At 72.2% G+C, this 17,411-nt stretch carries 17 protein-coding genes; 14 read left to right on the forward strand and 3 right to left on the reverse strand.

Going from position 1 to position 17,411, the window contains the following annotated elements; translation table 11 throughout:
* Positions 1 to 63 precede the first annotated feature (63 nt).
* The 7 genes from AB0D93_RS18500 (at position 64) to AB0D93_RS18530 (ending at position 6,860) form a co-directional block, all read left to right on the forward strand.
* On the forward strand, positions 64 to 960 hold the full coding sequence (locus AB0D93_RS18500) for a 5-dehydro-4-deoxyglucarate dehydratase (RefSeq protein ID WP_362120826.1): 897 nt from the start codon (positions 64 to 66) through the stop codon (positions 958 to 960).
* Entirely contained in the window at positions 957 to 2,246 is a 1,290-nt protein-coding gene (locus AB0D93_RS18505) for a glucarate dehydratase family protein (protein ID WP_362120486.1), read from the forward strand. Before AB0D93_RS18500 ends, AB0D93_RS18505 begins: the two co-directional genes overlap by 4 nt.
* A gap of 82 nt (positions 2,247 to 2,328) precedes the next feature.
* Positions 2,329 to 3,453: a PfkB family carbohydrate kinase gene (locus tag AB0D93_RS18510; protein ID WP_362120828.1), complete on the forward strand. Its 1,125-nt coding sequence runs from the start codon at positions 2,329 to 2,331 to the stop codon at positions 3,451 to 3,453.
* A gap of 150 nt (positions 3,454 to 3,603) precedes the next feature.
* Positions 3,604 to 4,683 (forward strand): PhoH family protein, encoded by a 1,080-nt coding sequence (locus tag AB0D93_RS18515; RefSeq protein WP_362120488.1) that lies wholly within the window; start codon positions 3,604 to 3,606, stop codon positions 4,681 to 4,683.
* A 12-nt stretch (positions 4,684 to 4,695) separates the two neighbouring features.
* Positions 4,696 to 5,193 carry an rRNA maturation RNase YbeY gene (gene ybeY, locus AB0D93_RS18520; RefSeq protein ID WP_362120490.1) on the forward strand — a complete coding sequence of 166 codons (498 nt, stop codon included), beginning with the start codon at positions 4,696 to 4,698 and terminating at the stop codon, positions 5,191 to 5,193.
* Between the two features lie 9 nt (positions 5,194 to 5,202).
* Positions 5,203 to 6,504: a hemolysin family protein gene (locus AB0D93_RS18525; RefSeq protein ID WP_362120492.1), complete on the forward strand. Its 1,302-nt coding sequence runs from the start codon at positions 5,203 to 5,205 to the stop codon at positions 6,502 to 6,504.
* Complete coding sequence (locus tag AB0D93_RS18530; protein WP_362120494.1) at positions 6,501 to 6,860, forward strand: MmcQ/YjbR family DNA-binding protein; 360 nt, start codon at positions 6,501 to 6,503, stop codon at positions 6,858 to 6,860. Before AB0D93_RS18525 ends, AB0D93_RS18530 begins: the two co-directional genes overlap by 4 nt.
* A 48-nt stretch (positions 6,861 to 6,908) precedes the next feature.
* Here AB0D93_RS18530 and AB0D93_RS18535 read toward each other — a convergent pair whose 3' ends face one another.
* Complete coding sequence (locus AB0D93_RS18535; RefSeq protein WP_362120496.1) at positions 6,909 to 8,351, reverse strand: MFS transporter; 1,443 nt, start codon at positions 8,349 to 8,351, stop codon at positions 6,909 to 6,911.
* A 148-nt stretch (positions 8,352 to 8,499) separates the two neighbouring features.
* Here AB0D93_RS18535 and AB0D93_RS18540 point away from each other — a divergent pair, with 148 nt between their 5' ends.
* The 5 genes from AB0D93_RS18540 (at position 8,500) to AB0D93_RS18560 (ending at position 12,950) form a co-directional block, all read left to right on the forward strand.
* Positions 8,500 to 9,324, forward strand: coding sequence for a helix-turn-helix transcriptional regulator (locus tag AB0D93_RS18540; protein WP_362120830.1), 825 nt, complete (start codon positions 8,500 to 8,502; stop codon positions 9,322 to 9,324).
* Positions 9,325 to 9,352: 28 nt separating this feature from the next.
* The gene (locus AB0D93_RS18545; protein WP_362120498.1) at positions 9,353 to 9,706 is read left to right on the forward strand and encodes a cytidine deaminase; all 354 of its coding nucleotides are present in this window, start codon (positions 9,353 to 9,355) and stop codon (positions 9,704 to 9,706) included.
* Positions 9,707 to 9,909: 203 nt separating this feature from the next.
* The gene (locus tag AB0D93_RS18550) at positions 9,910 to 10,386 is read left to right on the forward strand and encodes a hypothetical protein (RefSeq protein ID WP_362120500.1); all 477 of its coding nucleotides are present in this window, start codon (positions 9,910 to 9,912) and stop codon (positions 10,384 to 10,386) included.
* A 153-nt stretch (positions 10,387 to 10,539) separates the two neighbouring features.
* The gene (locus AB0D93_RS18555; protein WP_362120502.1) at positions 10,540 to 11,877 is read left to right on the forward strand and encodes a beta-xylosidase; all 1,338 of its coding nucleotides are present in this window, start codon (positions 10,540 to 10,542) and stop codon (positions 11,875 to 11,877) included.
* Positions 11,878 to 11,936: 59 nt separating this feature from the next.
* Positions 11,937 to 12,950, forward strand: a complete 1,014-nt coding sequence (locus tag AB0D93_RS18560) for a DUF916 domain-containing protein (protein ID WP_362120504.1) — start codon at positions 11,937 to 11,939, stop codon at positions 12,948 to 12,950.
* On the opposite strand, the gene AB0D93_RS18565 is transcribed toward AB0D93_RS18560, so the two are convergent.
* Positions 12,844 to 13,182, reverse strand: coding sequence for a P-II family nitrogen regulator (locus AB0D93_RS18565; RefSeq protein ID WP_351203089.1), 339 nt, complete (start codon positions 13,180 to 13,182; stop codon positions 12,844 to 12,846). The genes AB0D93_RS18560 and AB0D93_RS18565 overlap by 107 nt on opposite strands.
* Positions 13,179 to 14,495, reverse strand: a complete 1,317-nt coding sequence (locus AB0D93_RS18570) for an ammonium transporter (RefSeq protein ID WP_362120507.1) — start codon at positions 14,493 to 14,495, stop codon at positions 13,179 to 13,181. The genes AB0D93_RS18565 and AB0D93_RS18570 overlap by 4 nt, the downstream gene beginning before the upstream one ends.
* A 151-nt stretch (positions 14,496 to 14,646) precedes the next feature.
* Between AB0D93_RS18570 and era the strand changes: the two genes are divergently transcribed.
* Together era and AB0D93_RS18580 are read left to right on the forward strand one after the other, a co-directional pair.
* A complete protein-coding gene (era, locus tag AB0D93_RS18575) occupies positions 14,647 to 15,600 on the forward strand; it encodes a GTPase Era (RefSeq protein WP_362120510.1) in 954 nt (317 codons plus the stop codon).
* 90 nt (positions 15,601 to 15,690) lie between these two features.
* Positions 15,691 to 17,358 carry a helix-turn-helix domain-containing protein gene (locus AB0D93_RS18580; RefSeq protein WP_362120512.1) on the forward strand — a complete coding sequence of 556 codons (1,668 nt, stop codon included), beginning with the start codon at positions 15,691 to 15,693 and terminating at the stop codon, positions 17,356 to 17,358.
* The last annotated feature ends 53 nt before the right edge of the window (positions 17,359 to 17,411 follow it).

A 17,411-nucleotide genomic window follows, 5' to 3' on the forward strand; every position in this document is an offset into this window, starting at 1 on the left:
GGAGATGATGAAGTGGGCGGCGATCCGAGTCCCGGGGATGTGGTGCGGCGGCTGCGCGAGGGCATGGAACGCGGTGTGCTGTCCTTTCCGCTCACCGCCTTCCGGGACGACGGCTCCCTCGACCCCGACGGCCTGCGCTCCCATGTCGCGGGCCGGCTGGCCGCCGGGCCCGGCGCCGTCTTCCCGGCCTGCGGCACCGGCGAGTTCTTCTCGCTGGACGAGGAGGAGTACCGGACCGTCGTCCGGATCACCGCCGAGGAGGTCGCCGGCCGGGTGCCGGTCGTGGCCGGGACCGGATACGGCTGGGCGCAGGCCGCCCGGTTCGCGCGGATCGCCGAGGAGGCCGGCGCCGACGCCCTGCTCGTGCTGCCGCACTATCTGGTCGACGCCCCGCAGGACGGTCTCGCCGCCCAGCTGGAGCGGCTCGCCGAGCGCACCCGGCTGCCGCTGATCGCCTACCAGCGCGGCCAAGTCGCTTATGGCGCGGACACCTTGCAGCGCATCGCGCGCATCCCGAACGTCGTCGGCCTCAAGGACGGCCACAGCGACCTCGACCGGCTCCAGCGCCTCACCCTCGCCGCCCCCGACGGCTTCCTCTTCTTCAATGGCGCCGCCACCGCCGAGATCCAGGCCCGCGCCTACGCCACCGTCGGCGTCCCCGCCTACTCCTCCGCCGTGCACGCCTTCGCACCCGAGATCGCCGGCGCCTTCTTCACCGCCCTCCGCGACGGGGCGCAGGGAACGCTCGACAAGCTGCTCCGGGACTTCTACGTCCCCTTCGTTGAGCTCCGCGACCGCGCGCCCGGGTACGCCGTGTCCCTGGTGAAGGCGGCGGCCCGGCTGCGCGGACAGCGCGTCGGACCCGTGCGCGCCCCGCTCGCCGACCCCGGGCCGGCCGACCTCGCCGACCTCAAGGCCCTGCTCACCGCCGGACTCGACCTCGTAGGAGCCTCCCTGTGACCCGTGACCTGACCATCGCCGAGGTGCGGCTGACACCGATCCTGGTCGCCGACGCGCCGCTGCTCAACACCCAGGGCGTGCACCAGCCGTACACCCCGCGGCTGATCGTGGAGATCGTCACCGCCGACGGGACCACCGGCCTCGGCGAGACCTACGGCGACACCAAGTACCTGGAACTGGCCGGCCCGCTGGCCGAGCGGCTCCCCGGCCGGTCGGTCATGGACGTGAACGGACTGTTCGCGATCGACCTCGGCGTCGACGAGTCGCGGGTCCAGGGACAGGTGGACGCCGGCGGGCTGCGCGGTGTGCAGAGCGCCGACAAGCTGCGGTTGTCCGTGCTGTCCGCCTTCGAGGTCGCCTGTCTCGACGCCCAGGGCAAGGCGCTCGGACTGCCCGTGCACGCGCTGCTCGGCGGCAAGCTGCGGGACACCGTCGAGTACAGCGCCTACCTGTTCTACAAGTGGGCAGGACACCCCGCGGGCGTCCCGGCCGAGCCCGACGACTGGGGAGCCGCCCTCGACCCGGCCGGAGTGGTGGAGCAGGCACGGAGGTTCAAGGAGCGGTACGGCTTCACGTCCTTCAAGCTCAAGGGCGGCGTCTTCCCGCCCGACCAGGAGATCGCGGCCGTACGGGCCCTCGCCGAGGCCTTCCCCGGGCACCCGCTGCGCCTCGACCCCAACGGCGCCTGGTCCGTCGGGACCTCGCTGAAGGTGGCGAAGGAACTCGGGGACGTCCTCGAGTACCTGGAGGACCCGGCGCTGGGCACACCCGCGATGGCGGAGGTGTCGGCGGGGACCGACGTGCCGCTCGCCACCAACATGTGCGTGACCACCTTCGGGGAGATCAGGGAGGCGTTCACCCGCGACGCCGTGCAGGTCGTGCTCTCCGACCACCACTACTGGGGCGGGCTGCGCAACACCCGCGAACTCGCCGCGATCTGCGCCGCGTTCGGGGTCGGGATCTCGATGCACTCCAACACGCACCTGGGGATCAGCCTCGCCGCGATGACCCAGGTCGCGGCCACCGTCCCCGGCCTTCACCACGCCTGCGACTCCCACTATCCCTGGCAGTCCGAGGACGTCCTCACCGAGCGGCTCGCATTCCGGGACGGCAGGGTCGCGGTCTCCGACGCACCCGGCCTCGGCGTCGAGCTCGACCGGGACGAACTGGCCCGGCTGCACCGGCGGTGGGCCGAGGACGACGGCTCGCTGCGGGACCGCGACGACGCGGCGGCGATGCGGGCCGGCGAACCGGGCTGGCGGCAACCGGTGATGCCCCGCTGGTAAGCCCCTGCGCGACGGGCCGATTGGTGCACACTGGCCAGACCCGCACCACGCCAGGGAGCGCACCGTGACCCCGTCGCACACGATCCTCGGAGAGGAACCGGAACACCTCACCACCGCCGCGCGCTGTCAGGCCCAGGTCGACCCGCTCGCCGCGCTGCGCGCGCCCGGTGATCCGCCCTGGGACGTCTATCTGACGGGCACGGTCTTCCTCGACATCATCTTCACCGGCCTGGACTCGGCGCCCGTGCGCGGCACCGAGTCCTGGGCCCGGGGCATGGGATCCAGCCCCGGCGGGGTCGCCAACATGGCCACCGCTCTGGCCCGGCTCGGCCTGAGGACCTCCCTCGCGGCGGCCTTCGGGGACGACCACTACGGCGAGTACTGCTGGGACGCGCTCGAACAGGGCGAGGGCATCGATCTGGCGGCGTCACGGACCGTGCCCGGGTGGCACTCCCCGGTGACGGTGTCCATGGCCTACGAGGGCGAGCGGACGATGGTGTCCCACGGGCACGAGCCGCCGCCGGAGGAGACGGCCCCGGACTGCCCGCCCCGCGCGCGTGCGGCCGTGGCCTCGCTGACGCCGGGCACGCGTGCGCCGTGGATCGCCCAGGCCGCGCGGGACGGGGCCCGGATCTTCGCGGACGTCGGCTGGGACGACACCGGGGCGTGGGATCTGGCCGGGCTCGCCGACCTGGAGCACTGCGAGGCGTTTCTGCCGAACGCGGAGGAGGCGAAGCGGTACACCGGGGCCGACTGTCCGCGGGTCGCCGCGCATGCCCTGACCGAGTACGTGCCGGTGGCCGTCGTGACCCTGGGGCCGGAGGGGGCGTACGCGGTGGACCGGCGGACGGGGGAGGCGGCCGAGGTGCCGGCGATCGCCGTGGAGGCGCTGGATCCGACGGGCGCGGGGGACGTGTTCGTCGCCGGGTTCGTGACGGGGTCGCTGGCGGGGTGGCCGCTGGCGGACCGGCTGGCCTTCGCCGGGCTCACGGCGGCCCTGTCGGTGCAGGAGTTCGGGGGGTCGCTGTCGGCGCCGGGGTGGTCGGAGATCGGGGCGTGGTGGCGGCGGGTGCAGGCCCTTCCGGGGCAGGAGCCGATGGCATTGCGGCGGTACGAGTTCCTCGAGGGGCTGGTGCCGGAGGAACTGGACCGGCCGTGGCCGTTGCGGCGGGCCGTGCCGACCATCGGTTTCCGCCGCTCCGGCTGAACCACGGGCGTCGGCCCGGGACCGGCCCGGAGGCCGCCCCTGGAAAAGTCCTACGGGCTTGTCAGTGCACCGTCGTACTCTGGAATCGCGAGGCCGCCCTCAGCTACGCGGCCGTGACGAGGAGGAAGCGCAGGCCTTCAGCGCCGGCCCATGACACAGACACCCACAGCTCACACCCCCGCGCAGGAGCAGGCGAGAGCGCAGTTCACCGTCCCCGCCCAGCACCCCATGGTGACCGTGCTGGGTTCCGGCGACTCCCTCCTGCGTGTGATCGAGAGGGCCTTCCCGGCGGCCGACATCCATGTCCGGGGCAATGAGATCAGCGCGGTCGGCGACCCCAGCGACGTCGCCCTCATTTCGCGCGTGTTCGACGAGATGATGCTGGTGCTCCGCACCGGGCAGCCGATGACGGAGGACGCAGTGGAACGCTCGATCGCCATGCTCAAGGCGAGCGAGAACGGGACGAGCGACGGCCCGGAGACCCCGGCGCAGGTGCTGACGCAGAACATCCTGTCCTCGCGGGGCCGGACCATCCGCCCCAAGACGCTCAACCAGAAGCGGTACGTCGACGCGATCGACAAGCACACCATCGTGTTCGGCATCGGCCCGGCCGGTACCGGAAAGACCTACCTGGCCATGGCCAAGGCCGTCCAGGCCCTGCAGTCCAAGCAGGTCAACCGGATCATCCTGACCCGGCCGGCGGTGGAGGCGGGGGAGCGGCTCGGGTTCCTGCCGGGCACGCTCTACGAGAAGATCGACCCCTACCTGCGCCCGCTGTACGACGCGCTGCACGACATGCTCGACCCGGACTCCATCCCGCGGCTCATGGCCGCCGGGACCATCGAGGTCGCGCCGCTCGCGTACATGCGTGGCCGCACGCTCAACGACGCCTTCATCATCCTGGACGAGGCCCAGAACACGAGCCCCGAGCAGATGAAGATGTTCCTCACCCGCCTCGGCTTCGACTCGAAGATCGTGATCACCGGTGACGTGACGCAGGTCGACCTGCCGAACGGCACCAAGAGCGGTCTGCGGCAGGTGCAGGAGATCCTCGAAGGGGTCGAGGACGTCCACTTCTCCCGGCTGTCCTCCCACGATGTCGTACGGCACAAGCTGGTGGGCCGTATCGTCGACGCGTACGAGTTGTACGACAGCAAGCACGGCACCGAGAACGGCACCCACAAGGGCGGCCACGGCAAGCCCGGTGCCAAGGGCTCCAAGGGGAAGTAGACCAGCACGACCATGTCGATCGACGTCAACAACGAGTCCGGCACCGAGGTCGACGAGCAGGCGATCCTCGACATCGCCCGCTACGCACTCGCGCGGATGCGCATCCACCCGCTCTCCGAGCTCTCGGTGATCGTCGTGGACGCCGACGCCATGGAGCAGCTGCACATCCAGTGGATGGACCTGCCGGGCCCCACCGATGTCATGTCGTTCCCGATGGACGAGCTGCGGCCGCCGTCGAAGGACGACGACGAGCCGCCGCAGGGGCTGCTCGGCGACATCGTGCTGTGCCCGGAGGTCGCCGCCAAGCAGGGCGCCGAGGCCGAGACTCAGCACTCCATGGACGAGGAGCTTCAGCTGCTCACCGTCCATGGCGTGCTGCACCTGCTCGGCTACGACCACGAGGAGCCCGACGAGAAGGCCGAGATGTTCGGGCTCCAGGCCGCCATCGTCGACGGGTGGCGGGCCGACCGCGGGCTGACCGGGCCCTCGCCGGCGCCGACCGTCTCGTAAGCGGCCGGCATGTCCCCGCAGATCGTGGTCGGCGCGATCGCGCTGGTCGTCGTCGCCTGGCTCGCCGCCTGCGCGGAGGCGGGCCTCGCCCGGGTCTCCAGCTTCCGCGCCGAGGAGGCCGCCAAGTCCGGCCGGCGCGGCAGTGCGAAGCTCGCGCAGATCGCCGCCGACCCCACCCGCTACCTGAACGTGGCCCTGCTGGTCCGCGTCGCCTGCGAGATGGCGGCCGCGGCCCTGGTGACCTACGCCTGCCTGGAGGAGTTCACCGACACCTGGCAGGCCCTGCTGGTCGCCATCGGGGTCATGGTCCTGGTGTCCTACGTCGCCGTGGGGGTCTCGCCGCGCACCATCGGCCGGCAGCACCCGCTCAACACGGCGACCGCGGCGGCCTACGTCCTGCTGCCGCTGGCCCGCATCATGGGGCCGATCCCCTCGCTGCTGATCCTCATCGGCAACGCGCTCACGCCCGGCAAGGGCTTCAGGCGCGGACCGTTCGCCTCCGAGGCCGAGCTGCGCGCGCTGGTGGACCTCGCCGAGCAGGAGTCGCTGATCGAGGACGAGGAGCGCCGCATGGTGCACTCGGTCTTCGAGCTGGGCGACACGCTGGTGCGCGAGGTCATGGTGCCGCGCACCGACCTGGTCACCATCGAGCGTTTCAAGACCATCCGGCAGGCCCTCACCCTCGCCCTGCGCTCCGGGTTCTCCCGGATCCCGGTCACCGGCGAGAGCGAGGACGACATCGTCGGGATCGTGTATCTGAAGGACCTGGTCCGCAAGACGCACATCAGCAGGGACGCCGAGAGCGAACTGGTCTCGACCGCCATGCGGCCCGCCGTCTTCGTGCCCGACACCAAGAACGCCGGCGACCTGCTGCGCGAGATGCAGAAGGAACGCAACCACGTCGCCGTCGTCATCGACGAGTACGGCGGCACGGCCGGGATCGTCACGATCGAGGACATCCTGGAGGAGATCGTCGGCGAGATCACCGACGAGTACGACCGCGAACTCCCGCCCGTCGTCGACCTCGGCGACGACCGCTTCCGGGTCACCGCCCGCCTCGACATCACCGACCTCGGCGAGCTGTACGGCCTGGAGGAGTACGACGACGAGGACGTGGAGACCGTCGGCGGACTGCTCGCCAAGGCCCTCGGCCGCGTGCCCATCGCGGGCGCCTCGGCCGAGGTCGAACTGCCCGACGAGCGCCGGCTGAAGCTGACCGCGGAGGCCGCGGCCGGACGCCGGAACAAGATCGTGACGGTGCTGGTGGAGCCCGTCCCCGTGCCGGCCGCCGAGGAGGCGAACCCCGAGTGACCCCCGAGGAGCTGCGCGCCTTCTGCCTGTCCTTCAACGCGGCCGTGGAGGACTTCCCGTTCAACCCCGAGACCTCGGTCTTCAAGGTGCTGGGCAAGATGTTCGCCCTGACGAACCTGGGCGCACGGCCTCTCACGGTCAACCTCAAGTGCGACCCGGAGGACGCGGTCCGGCTGCGCGGCGAGCACGACGGCCTGATCATCCCCGGGTACCACATGAACAAGCGGCACTGGAACACGGTGACGGTGGACGGCGGGCTGCCGGCGCGGCTGGTCCGCGAGCTGGTCGAGGACTCGTACGACCTCGTGGTCGCGGGGCTGCCCCGGGCGGAGCGGCTGCGGCTGGACCGGCCGTAACGGCGCGCGCGGCCGTGTGGTGCACACGGCCGCGCGGGGCGAGATCGTTCAGGCCTCGGACCGGACCCGGCTCCGGCCCTGGCGCAGGCCCAGTGCGACCAGGACCGCGGCGGCCAGGACGATCGCGGCGTCCAGGGCGAGGACCGTGTGGACGCCGGCCATCAGGTCGTGCGAGGTGGTGGCCAGCACGCCCAGCAGCGGGATGCCGACCGTGATGCCGACCTGCTGGGTGGAGGTCACCAGGCCGGTGGCCAGGCCCTGCTCCTCGTCCGGGACACCGGAGGTGACGGTCAGGCCGTAGGAGATGATCGCGCCCAGGTGGCACATGCTGGCCAGGGAGACCGCGGCCGTGGCGATCCAGACCGACCAGACGTGCGAGTTCAGCAGGAGCAGCGTCGCGATCAGCGCGCCCTGGCCGGTCAGCGAGCCGACCAGGGTGCGGCGGGCGCCGAAGCGGCCGATCACCTTCGGGGCGAGCGTGCCGGCGACGGCCGACAGCACGCCCTGCACGCCGAAGACCAGACCCGTCTCGAAGGCCGACAGGCGCAGGATCTCCTGCAGGTACAGGGTCAGCACGAAGATCACCGTCGACATCATCGAGAAGGTGACCAGACCGCCCACGTTGCCCCAGGCCACCGTGCGGCGGCGCAGCATGGGCAGGGAGACGAGCGGGGCGGCCGTGCGGGACTCGACGAGTGCGAACGCGGCCAGCAGGAGCAGGCCGGCGACCAGGGTGACGAGGACGTCCGGGCGGCCGAAACCGTGGTCGGCGGCCGTGGACAGGGCGTAGATCAGCGACAGCAGACCGGTGGTGACGGTGACCGCGCCGGGCACGTCCAGGCGTGGCCGCTCCGGGGTGCGCGACTCCGGCAGCAGGCCCGGGGCCAGCGGCAGCACGAGCAGCGCGAACACCGACAGCAGGGCCATCGTGGAGCGCCAGCCGAGCGCGTCCGTCAGCACGCCGCCCGCGACCATGCCGACGGTGAAGCCCAGCGACAGCAGGGTGCCGGAGATGCCGAGGGCGCGGTCGCGGGCCGGGCCCTCCGGGAAGGTCGTGGTCAGCAGGGACATGCCCGTCGGGACGATCGCCGCCGCACCGAGGCCCTGCAGGGCGCGTCCGGCGAGGAACGACGCCGGGTCCCAGGCCAGGGTCGCCAGCAGCGAGGCCGTGCCGAACAGGGTCAGGCCGGCCAGGAACAGCTTCCGGCGGCCGTACAGGTCGCCGACGCGGCCGAAGAGCAGCAGGAATCCGCCGGACGGGAGCGCGAACGCGGTGACCGCCCACTGCAGGGCCGAGCGGCTCATGCCGAGGTCGGAACCGAGCTCGGGCAGGGCCACGTTCAGGACGGAGAAGTCCAGCGCGACCATGAACTGGGCCGCGCACAGCACGAAGAGGACGAGCTTGTCACGCGTCGACAACCGGGGTGCGCTGGTGTTGTCGAGTGGTGTGCCCGTGGAGGTGGTGGTCTGGGTGGTGGTGTCGATCGCCATGCCTCGAGCTTCGGGTCGGCGGAATACCGGTGGGGAGTCGGAACTTATGGTGGTGGTGGCACCACCAGACACGACGGGGGAGGAGCGGTACGTGCCTGCTGCTGAGGCGACGAGGAGTCAACGGCGCGAGGAACTGCGGGAGTTCCTGATGAGCCGGCGGGCCCGGGTCAGTCCCGAGGAGGCCGGGCTGCCGGTCGGGGGCGGCCGGCGCCGCACGCCGGGACTGCGCCGGGAGGAGGTCGCCGTGCTCGCCGGTGTGGGCGCCTCCTGGTACCAGTGGCTGGAACAGGGGCGGGAGATCTCCGTGTCCCCGCAGGTGCTGGACGCCGTGGGCCGGGTGCTGCGGCTGAGCGACGCCGAGCGCCGGCACCTGTACCTGCTGGCCGGGATGAACCCGCCGGCGCCCGAGGTCGCGCCCGAACAGAAGCGGGCGAACTGCGAGGGGCTGCGGCGGCTGATCGACACTTGGATGCCGTATCCGGCGCACATCATGGACCCGTACTACAACTGCGTGATGTACAACGACGCGGCCGCGATCGTGCTCGGCATGCGGCCGGACATCACCCAGAACTGTCTCATCGACTTCTTCGTCGACCCGCTGTACCGGTCGCGCAGCCACAGCTGGGAGCGGAACGCGCGTACGGTCGTCGCGCAGTTCCGGGCGGCGTGTGCGGCGCGGCCGGACGACGAGGGGTTCCGGGCGGTGCTCGCCGAGGTGAGCGAGGCCAGCGCCGAGTTCCGGGACATGTGGGCGGAGCGGGACATCGAGGACCAGGGGCAGATCCGCAAGGAGCTGGAGCATCCGCTGGTCGGGCTGCTGGTCGTGGAGTCGACGGTGATGAAGGTGCCGGCCCGGCCCGATCTGATGATCGTGCTGCACACTCCGCTGGACGAGGCGAACACCGCGGCGAAGCTGGAGTGGCTGGCGTCTCCGGAGGGGCGGCGGGGCGCGATGTACCCCGTGGCGGGGTGAACGGGCCCGGGCTTCGTATGCTCGGGGCATGACCGAGAGCAACGCGCTTGATCCCGAGGACCGCAAGATCGTGACCCTGGCCCGTTCCGCACGGGCCCGCAACGGTGTGCCGGAGGGGGCGGCCGTACGGGACGAGACCGGGCGCACGTATGTCGCCGGGTCGGTCTCGCTGCCCTCGCTGCGGCTGAGCGCGCTCCGTACCGCCGTCGCCATGGCGGTGGCGTCGGGGGCGGCCTCGCTGGAGGCGGCGGCGGTCGTGAGCGAGGCGGAGTCCGTGACCGGCGAGGACCTGGCTGCCGTCGCCGACCTCGGCGGTGCGGGGACGCCGGTGCTGCTGGCCGGACCCGACGGGGTCGTGCGGGTCACCGTTCCCGCCGGCTGAGGGCCGGCACCGGCCGAACGAAAGGTCGGCCGGAATTCAACCTTGTTGTGTTCCTGCCCTTGCGCATCAATGAAGCCGTACGTTCCGACGGGCCGTCAGATCCGCACCGCCGACGCAGGTGTCCGCACCCGCCCGCCCAGGCCTCCCCGCCCGTCGGCGTCCCCCCACACGGCACTCCCCACACGAAAGGGAAGCGGATCCCCATGAGAGGCAAGCGCACGGCAACAGGTGCGGCGCTGGTCGCCGGGGCCCTCGCGGTCACCGGACTCGCCCTCGCACCCTCCGCGGCCGCCGTCACCCCACAGTCGGCGACCATCACCGCGAGCTGCGGCATCTTCGGCGGCGGTACGGCCGCCCTCACCGCCACCCAGAGCGGTACCTCGGCCACCATCACCCTCACCTCGTCCGCGATCACCGCGCCGGTCGCGGTGGCGCAGGACACCATCTCCTCCACCCTCACCCTGGCCAAGGCCGGCGGCGGCTCCGTGGTGTTCAGCGGGACCAAGAACCCCGCCATGAACACCGGCGACGCCGTCAGCGTCGGCCCGCTCCCCGGCACCGTCGCCTCCGGCGACAGCCTGGACGCCTACGGCGGCTCGCTGAAGATGGTGATCTTCGGGGTCACCGTCACCTGCACGGCGAGCGGTCCGCAGGCGCCCGGCCCGTTCGTGTTCGACTGAGCGATCTGTTCCGGATGCCGTGGAAAGCGACGGGATCTGATGATCCGTCAGTTTTCTGCGGCATCTCCATTGACTTCTCACCCCCGCTCCACATCAATGCCCCCTGTCGGCGCAGATGAGCCGCTGCGCCCGCAACCCTCAGGAGGGGGCCCCATGGGTTCGACACCCCCAAGACCACGAAGATCCCGACGGTGGCGCTGGGCGTCCCTGTTCGGGGCGACCGCGCTCGCGGTCACCGCGGGCGGCGCGCTGGCCTGCCCGGCCGGCGCCGCCGGCACCGCCGTGGACTTCGCCACGCACTGCATCCCGCCCGCCGTCGCGGGCATACCGCCGATCGACGGCACCACCACCGCGAGCGTGTCGGTGGACAACGCCAGCCCGAAGGTCGGCGACACCGTCACCGTGACCTACACCGTGGTCACGGCCGCCGCGTCCAACCCCACCGACCTCGCCCTGCCGGCCGACATCATGACCCCGACCGGCAAGGTCACCCTCGGCGGCGCCCAGACGGGGGACGTGACCGTCGCCGGACCGAAGAAGAACCCGCCGGTGCCCGGAAAGGCCGCCTTCCCGTCCTTCTCGATGACCGGCACGTTCACCGTCACCAAGGCCGGGCAGATCACCCTCTCGCCCGGCGACTACAACATCCACACCAGCTACATCCTGGAGCTGGACACCCCCTGCACGGTCACCAACCCGCCGGCCCCGGTGTCGCAGACCGTCACCGCGAGCGACGGTACACCCGCCAACACCCGGGCCATCTCGCTGGGTTCGGCCTCGGGAGACCCCGGTGCCGGCGTCACGGTCAACGGCACGAACTTCACGCCGGGCGCCACCGTCACGCTGGCCGGCCGGTCCGGCGGCACCCAGACCGCGGACACCGCCACCGTGACCGCGAACGCCCAGGGGTCCTTCAGCGGTTCGCTGGTCGTCAACGACAAGACGACGACCGGGATCGTGGCCTACGAGGGCGGCTCCTGGAGCGCGGACAAGGGCGCGGGGCCCGCGGCCTACGCCGTCAACGACAACACCCCCGTCCCGCCCGGCAGCCAGAAACTGACGGCCACCGTCAAGGCGGGCACGCTGTCCATGTCCCAGGCCGGGGACTCCGTCGCGCTGTCGTCGGTGGACTTCGGCAAGGGCGGGGCCTCGACGGGCAAGCTGCAGACCGTGACGGTCCAGGACTTCCGCGGCGGGCCCGCGGGCTGGTCCCTGACCGGCAAGGTCACCGACTTCACCGGCCCCGGCGGCAGGATCGACGCCGGGAAGCTGGGCTGGACCCCCGCGTGCGCGACCAAGGCGGGCAGCCCCAGCACCTGCAAGGCCGGGTCGGCGGGCACCGTGGGCGCCTCGGGAGCGACGCTCGCGTCGACCTCCGATGGCACGCTCACCGGCGGTCAGTTCACCGTCGACGCCGGACTCTCCCTGGACGTACCGGCGTTCACGCCTCCGGGCTCGTACTCCGGCGTGCTCACGCTGACGCTCACCTGAGCGTGCGGGCGTCCGCACCCGCCCGTTCCCTCGTCTCTCCTCCGTGGGGGTCCGCACCCATGCGCAAGCCGTACGTCCTCCTCCTGGGCCTGCTGCTGGCATGGCCGGCCACACCGGCCCGCGCCGCCGACAACGGCAGCTGGTCCGTCTACCCGGTCGCCTCGAAGATCGCCGCCCGGCCCTACTTCTACCTCTCCGCCGACCCCGGCCAGACCCTCACCGACAAGGTCGCCGTCCAGAACAAGACCGGCAAGCCGCTCACCTTCCGCCTCTACGCGGCCGACGCCTACAACACCGCGCGGGACGGCGGATTCGCCGTACGCACGCTGCAGGAACCGATGCGCGGGGTCGGCGCCTGGGCGAAGCCCGCGAAGTCCCGGATCAGCGTCCCGGCGCACACAACCGTCACCGTGCCCTTCACCCTGCACGTCCCGGACGGGGCCGGACCGGGTGATCACCCCGGCGCCATCGTGGCCCTGGACATGCGGAGGGTCGCGCCCGGCAGCGGACGGCTCGCGCTCGGGGTGCGGCAGGCCGTCGGCGCCCGGGTCTATCTGCGGGTCAGCGGGCCCACGCTGCCCGCGCTCTCCGTCGGGCAGCTGCACATCAGCCACCACCAGCCCCTGATCCCGGGGCTCGGCACCGGCACGGCGACCGTCACCTACACCCTGCGCAACACCGGCAACGTCACCCTCGACCCGAAGGTCGAGCTGAAGGCGCGCGGGCTGTTCGGCCGTACGCTGCTCGACCGCGAGCTGAGCCGGGTGCCGTCCGAGCTGCTGCCGGGACAGCGGGTCCGGCTCACCGAGACCTGGCGCGGGTCGCCCCAGCTGGACCGGGCGGACGTGACGCTGACCGCGAGCGCGCCCGGCACCCGGCAGTCGGCGAGCGCCTCCTTCGTCGCGCTGCCCTGGCTGGTCGCGGCGCTGGTGTTCGTCGCGGGCGTGGCGAGTGGGGTACTGCTGGTCAGAGCGCGTCGGGGCCGCGTTCGCCGGTCCGCACGCGTACGACCGTCTCCACGGGTACGGCCCACACCTTCCCGTCCCCGATCTTCCCCGTCTGCGCGGCCCTGACGATCGCGTCGATCACGGGCTCGGCGTCCGCGTCCTCCACCACGACCTCGATCCGCGCCTTCGGCACCAGGTCGACCCGGTACTCGGCCCCCCGGTACACCTCGGTGTGGCCGCGCTGCCGGCCGTAGCCGCTCGCCTCGGTCACGGTCAGACCGTGCACACCCAGTTCCTGCAGGGCGGTCTTGACCGCGTCCAGACGGTACGGCTTGACGATCGCGGTGATGAGCTTCATGCCTGGGTGTCGACCTTCTGCGTGCTGGTGGCGGTGAGGACGGAGTGGGAGACCGGGGCGCCGTGGCCCAGGACGCCGTGATCGTATGCCGTCTCGGCGTGCACCGTAAGGTCCAGGCCGGTGTGCTCCTGCTCCTCGCTCGCGCGCAGGCCCAGCGTCCTGTCGAGCAGTTTGCCGAGACCGTACGTCACCGCGAAGGCGTACAGCGCGACGACCACCACGGCGAGCAGCTGCCTGCCGAGCGGGGCGAGTCCGCCGCCGTAGAAGAGGCCCTCCGTGCCGCCGGTCATCGCCTTCTCGGCGAACAGGCCGATCAGCAGGGTGCCGATGATCCCGCCGACCAGGTGGACGCCGACGACGTCCAGGGAGTCGTCGTAGTTCAGCTTGAACTTCCAGCCCACCGCGTAGGAGCAGACGACACCGGCGGCGAGGCCGACGACGAGCGCGCCGAGCAGGGAGACCGTGCCGCAGGAGGGCGTGATCGCGACGAGACCGGCCACGGCGCCGGAGGCGGCGCCCAGCGTGGTGGGGTGGCCGTCGCGCTTCTGCTCGACGAAGAGCCAGCCGAGCAGGCCGGTGCAGCCGGCGGCGAGGGTGTTGAGGAAGGCGGCCGCGGCGAGGCCGTTCGCGCCGAGCGCGCTGCCCGCGTTGAAGCCGAACCAGCCGAACCAGAGCAGACCGGCGCCGAGGATCACCATGGGCAGGTTGTGCGGCCGCATGGCGTCCTTCTTGAAGCCGAGGCGCGGGCCGAGGACCAGGCACAGGGCGAGCCCGGAGGCGCCGGAGGTGATCTCGACGGGCAGACCGCCGGCGAAGTCGAGCGCGCCGAGCCCGTCCGCGATCCAGCCACCCGGGCCCCACACCCAGTGGGCGACCGGAACGTATACGAGGAGCGTCCAGACCGGCACGAAGACCAGCCACGCCGAGAATTTCGTCCGGTCGGCCACGGCGCCGCTGACCAGCGCGGCCGTGATGATCGCGAAGGTGAGCTGGAAGGTGGCGAAGAGGAGGGTGGGGACCGTGCCGTGCACGCTGTCCGGCCCGAGCCCGCTCATACCGGCGTGCCGCAGCCCGCCGAGGAGACCGCCGCCGATGTCGTCGCCGAAGGCGAGGGAGTAGCCGGCCGCCAGCCACACCACAGTGACCAGGGCGATCGACACGAAGCTCATCATCAGCATGTTGAGGACGCTCTTCGTGCGGACCATGCCGCCGTAGAACAGGGCCAGGCCCGGGGTCATCAGCAGGACGAGGGCGGTGGCGGCGAGCAGCCAGGCGGTGTCGCCGGTGTTCAGGTGCGCGGCGGCGAGGGTCACGGGCGTCTCCAACGGTGTGGGGGCTCGTCAGAGGGTCACCGGTGTGCGTTTCCGTCCGTGTACGGGTGTGTTTCCGTGACGTTTCATTGCCTGAGGGTTACCGGAACCTCACGGTGCGGGCGGGCTCCGTGGATCAGGGACAATGAACGGCATGAGCGTTCGTACCCCGTCATCCGAAGAGTCGGCCGAGTCCGTCCACCGCGCCGGCTTCGCCTGCTTCGTGGGCCGCCCCAACGCCGGCAAGTCCACCCTCACGAACGCTCTGGTCGGGCAGAAGGTGGCGATCACCGCCAACCAGCCGCAGACGACGCGGCACACGGTCCGCGGGATCGTGCACCGGCCGGACGCCCAGCTGATCCTGGTGGACACGCCGGGACTGCACAAGCCGCGCACGCTGCTCGGTGAGCGGCTCAACGACGTCGTACGGACGACGTGGGCCGAGGTCGACGTGATCGGCTTCTGCCTGCCGGCGAACGAGAAGATCGGTCCCGGCGACCGCTTCATCGCCAAGGAACTGGCCGGGATCCGCAAGACCCCCAAGGTCGCCGTCGTCACCAAGACCGACCTGGTCGACTCCAAGACCCTGGCCGAGCAGCTGATCGCCATCGACCAGCTGGGCAAGGACCTGGGCATCGAGTGGGCGGAGATCGTGCCGGTCTCGGCGGTCGGCGCCAAGCAGGTCGACCTCCTGGCCGACCTCCTGATCCCGCTGCTGCCCGAGGGCCCGGCCCTCTACCCCGAGGGCGACCTCACGGACGAGCCCGAGCAGGTCATGATCGCGGAGCTCATCCGCGAGGCCGCCCTGGAGGGGGTCCGGGACGAACTGCCGCACTCCATCGCCGTGGTCGTGGAGGAGATGCTCCCGCGCGAGGACCGTCCGGCGGACCGTCCCCTGCTGGACATCCACGCCAACGTCTACATCGAGCGCCCCAGCCAGAAGGGCATCATCATCGGGCCCAAGGGCAAGCGGCTGAAGGAGGTCGGGATCAAGTCACGCAAGCAGATCGAGGCGCTGCTCGGTACCCCCGTCTTCCTCGACCTGCACGTCAAGGTGGCCAAGGACTGGCAGCGGGACCCGAAGCAGCTGCGCAAGCTCGGCTTCTAGTTCTTCCCCTCCCCGCCTGCCCGAGGCGTCCTTCCCGCGTCCCGGACGCCGTGGGATGCTGACGGGCGGGGCGAGACATACGGGGAAGTCATGGACAAGTCGGGGGACTTGAGCCGGTTGGCCGTCATGCTGTCCGCGCTGAAGGAACGCAGCGGGCTGAGCTACGCCGAGCTGGCCCGGCGGTCGTACACCACCAGTTCGTCGCTGCACCGGTACTGCACGGGGAGATCCGTCCCCCGCGACTACGGCACGGTGACCGCCGTCGCCCGGGCCTGCGGGGCCGACGCCGAGGAACTGCGGCAGCTGGCCGTGTGCTGGGCCGGCGCGGCGGCCGACGCCCACGGCACCTCCTCGGACGCCCACGGCACCTCCTCGGACTCCCGCGGCGACGGCCCCGGCGCCGCGGTTCCGGTACCGCGTCCGCGGCGCCTTCGCCCGCGGGGCTGGTCCTGGTACGGGGCCGCGGGGCTGGTCGCGCTGGTGCTCGCCTGGGTGCTCTTCGCCGACACGGGCGGGCCGGGTGCGGGGTCGCCGTCCGCGGGGGCGACGGCGGCCGACGGCGGCGACACCTGGACGTGGGCTCCCTGGCCCGTGGGCACCGCGGAGTTCGGGGTCACCGTGAACAGCAACACCGGGGCGATGCCCGGGTTCACGGTGGGCAGGGTGCGGCTCTGGGACAGCGGCACCCGGTGGGCGGACCTGGAGCCGCGCCGGGGAAGGTACGACTGGAGCGCCCTGGACCGGCTGGTCGCCGGGGCCCGGCGGGCCGGCCGTCCGGCCCTGCTGACCCTCGGCGGCACCCCCGCCTGGGCCGCCCCGGACGGCCCCAAGTCGCTGTACGCCGACGAGTCCCGCACCGCGCCCCCGGACCGTCCGGCCGACTGGGACGCCTTCGTGCGCGCCCTCGCGACCCGCTACCGGCGTCGCCTGGAGGCGTACGAGCTGTGGGACACCGTCACCGACCGGCACTTCTACTCCGGTTCGGCGCGCACGATGGCGGAGATGGCGCGCCGGGCGGGCCGGATCATCCACGCCGTGGACCCGGGCGCACGGGTGGTGTGCCCCGCCATGGGCCGGCTGCGTACCCCGGGTGGCCCGGCGTTCCTGCGGGACTTCGCGCGGTCCGGCGGCTACCAGGAGTGCGACGTGGCCGCGGTGAAGGTACGTCAGGCACCCGCCGCGCAGGTGCCGGAGGCGATGGACGCCGAGGTGGAGAACGCGAGCCGGGCGCTCCACACCGCCGGTGTCGGCGAACCGGTGTGGATCACCGGGCCGGACTACGACGTCAGCACCCAGCCACAGCTGCACGGCGACCGGGCCCGCGACTACGCCGTCCGCTCCTACCTCGTGGCACTGTACGAGCGGCGGTTGCACGTCGACCGGTTCTACTTCTACGACTGGGGCGGTACGCGCGTCCCCGTCGTGCTGCAGCCGGAAGGGCAGGCACCGACGGCGGCGGCCCGCGGGATCGAACTGCTGCAGCGCTGGCTGGCCGGGTCCCGGATCGCGGGCTGCGACCGTGGGGCCGCGGCCGGGCTGCCCGGCGCCGTCTGGCAGTGCCGGTTCACCGGGGTGCGCGGCGCGGCCCCCGGCGGGCGGGCGGTGATCGTCTGGACCGCGGCCGGTACCGCCTCCGTGCCCGCGGGCACGGGCGGTGCCGTCGTCCGCCGGCTCGACGGCACGAGGCTGACCGTGCCCGGCGGCGGTTCGGTGCCGGTCACCGGCCGGCCGGAGCTCGTGGCCCGGCGTGGCGGCTGAGACGTACGGGAGCGGGCGCCAATCGTCCGCGCCGTGGGACGCGGGAGCCCCGT

This window comes from Streptomyces sp. NPDC048191 (genome assembly GCF_040652655.1).
Lineage (GTDB): Bacteria > Actinomycetota > Actinomycetes > Streptomycetales > Streptomycetaceae > Streptomyces.

Bases quoted from the DNA above. Each gene is read 5' to 3' on its own strand.
- AB0D93_RS18500 (WP_362120826.1), top strand. From the start codon at position 64: ATGGAACGCGGTGTGCTGTCCTTTCCGCTCACCGCCTTCCGGGACGAC.
- AB0D93_RS18515 (WP_362120488.1), top strand. From the start codon at position 3,604: ATGACACAGACACCCACAGCTCACACCCCCGCGCAGGAGCAGGCGAGA.
- ybeY (WP_362120490.1), top strand. From the start codon at position 4,696: ATGTCGATCGACGTCAACAACGAGTCCGGCACCGAGGTCGACGAGCAG.
- AB0D93_RS18525 (WP_362120492.1), top strand. From the start codon at position 5,203: ATGTCCCCGCAGATCGTGGTCGGCGCGATCGCGCTGGTCGTCGTCGCC.
- AB0D93_RS18535 (WP_362120496.1), bottom strand. From the start codon at position 8,351: ATGGCGATCGACACCACCACCCAGACCACCACCTCCACGGGCACACCA.
- AB0D93_RS18540 (WP_362120830.1), top strand. From the start codon at position 8,500: ATGAGCCGGCGGGCCCGGGTCAGTCCCGAGGAGGCCGGGCTGCCGGTC.
- AB0D93_RS18545 (WP_362120498.1), top strand. From the start codon at position 9,353: ATGACCGAGAGCAACGCGCTTGATCCCGAGGACCGCAAGATCGTGACC.
- AB0D93_RS18550 (WP_362120500.1), top strand. From the start codon at position 9,910: ATGAGAGGCAAGCGCACGGCAACAGGTGCGGCGCTGGTCGCCGGGGCC.
- AB0D93_RS18555 (WP_362120502.1), top strand. From the start codon at position 10,540: ATGGGTTCGACACCCCCAAGACCACGAAGATCCCGACGGTGGCGCTGG.
- AB0D93_RS18560 (WP_362120504.1), top strand. From the start codon at position 11,937: ATGCGCAAGCCGTACGTCCTCCTCCTGGGCCTGCTGCTGGCATGGCCG.
- AB0D93_RS18565 (WP_351203089.1), bottom strand. From the start codon at position 13,182: ATGAAGCTCATCACCGCGATCGTCAAGCCGTACCGTCTGGACGCGGTC.
- era (WP_362120510.1), top strand. From the start codon at position 14,647: ATGAGCGTTCGTACCCCGTCATCCGAAGAGTCGGCCGAGTCCGTCCAC.
- AB0D93_RS18580 (WP_362120512.1), top strand. From the start codon at position 15,691: ATGGACAAGTCGGGGGACTTGAGCCGGTTGGCCGTCATGCTGTCCGCG.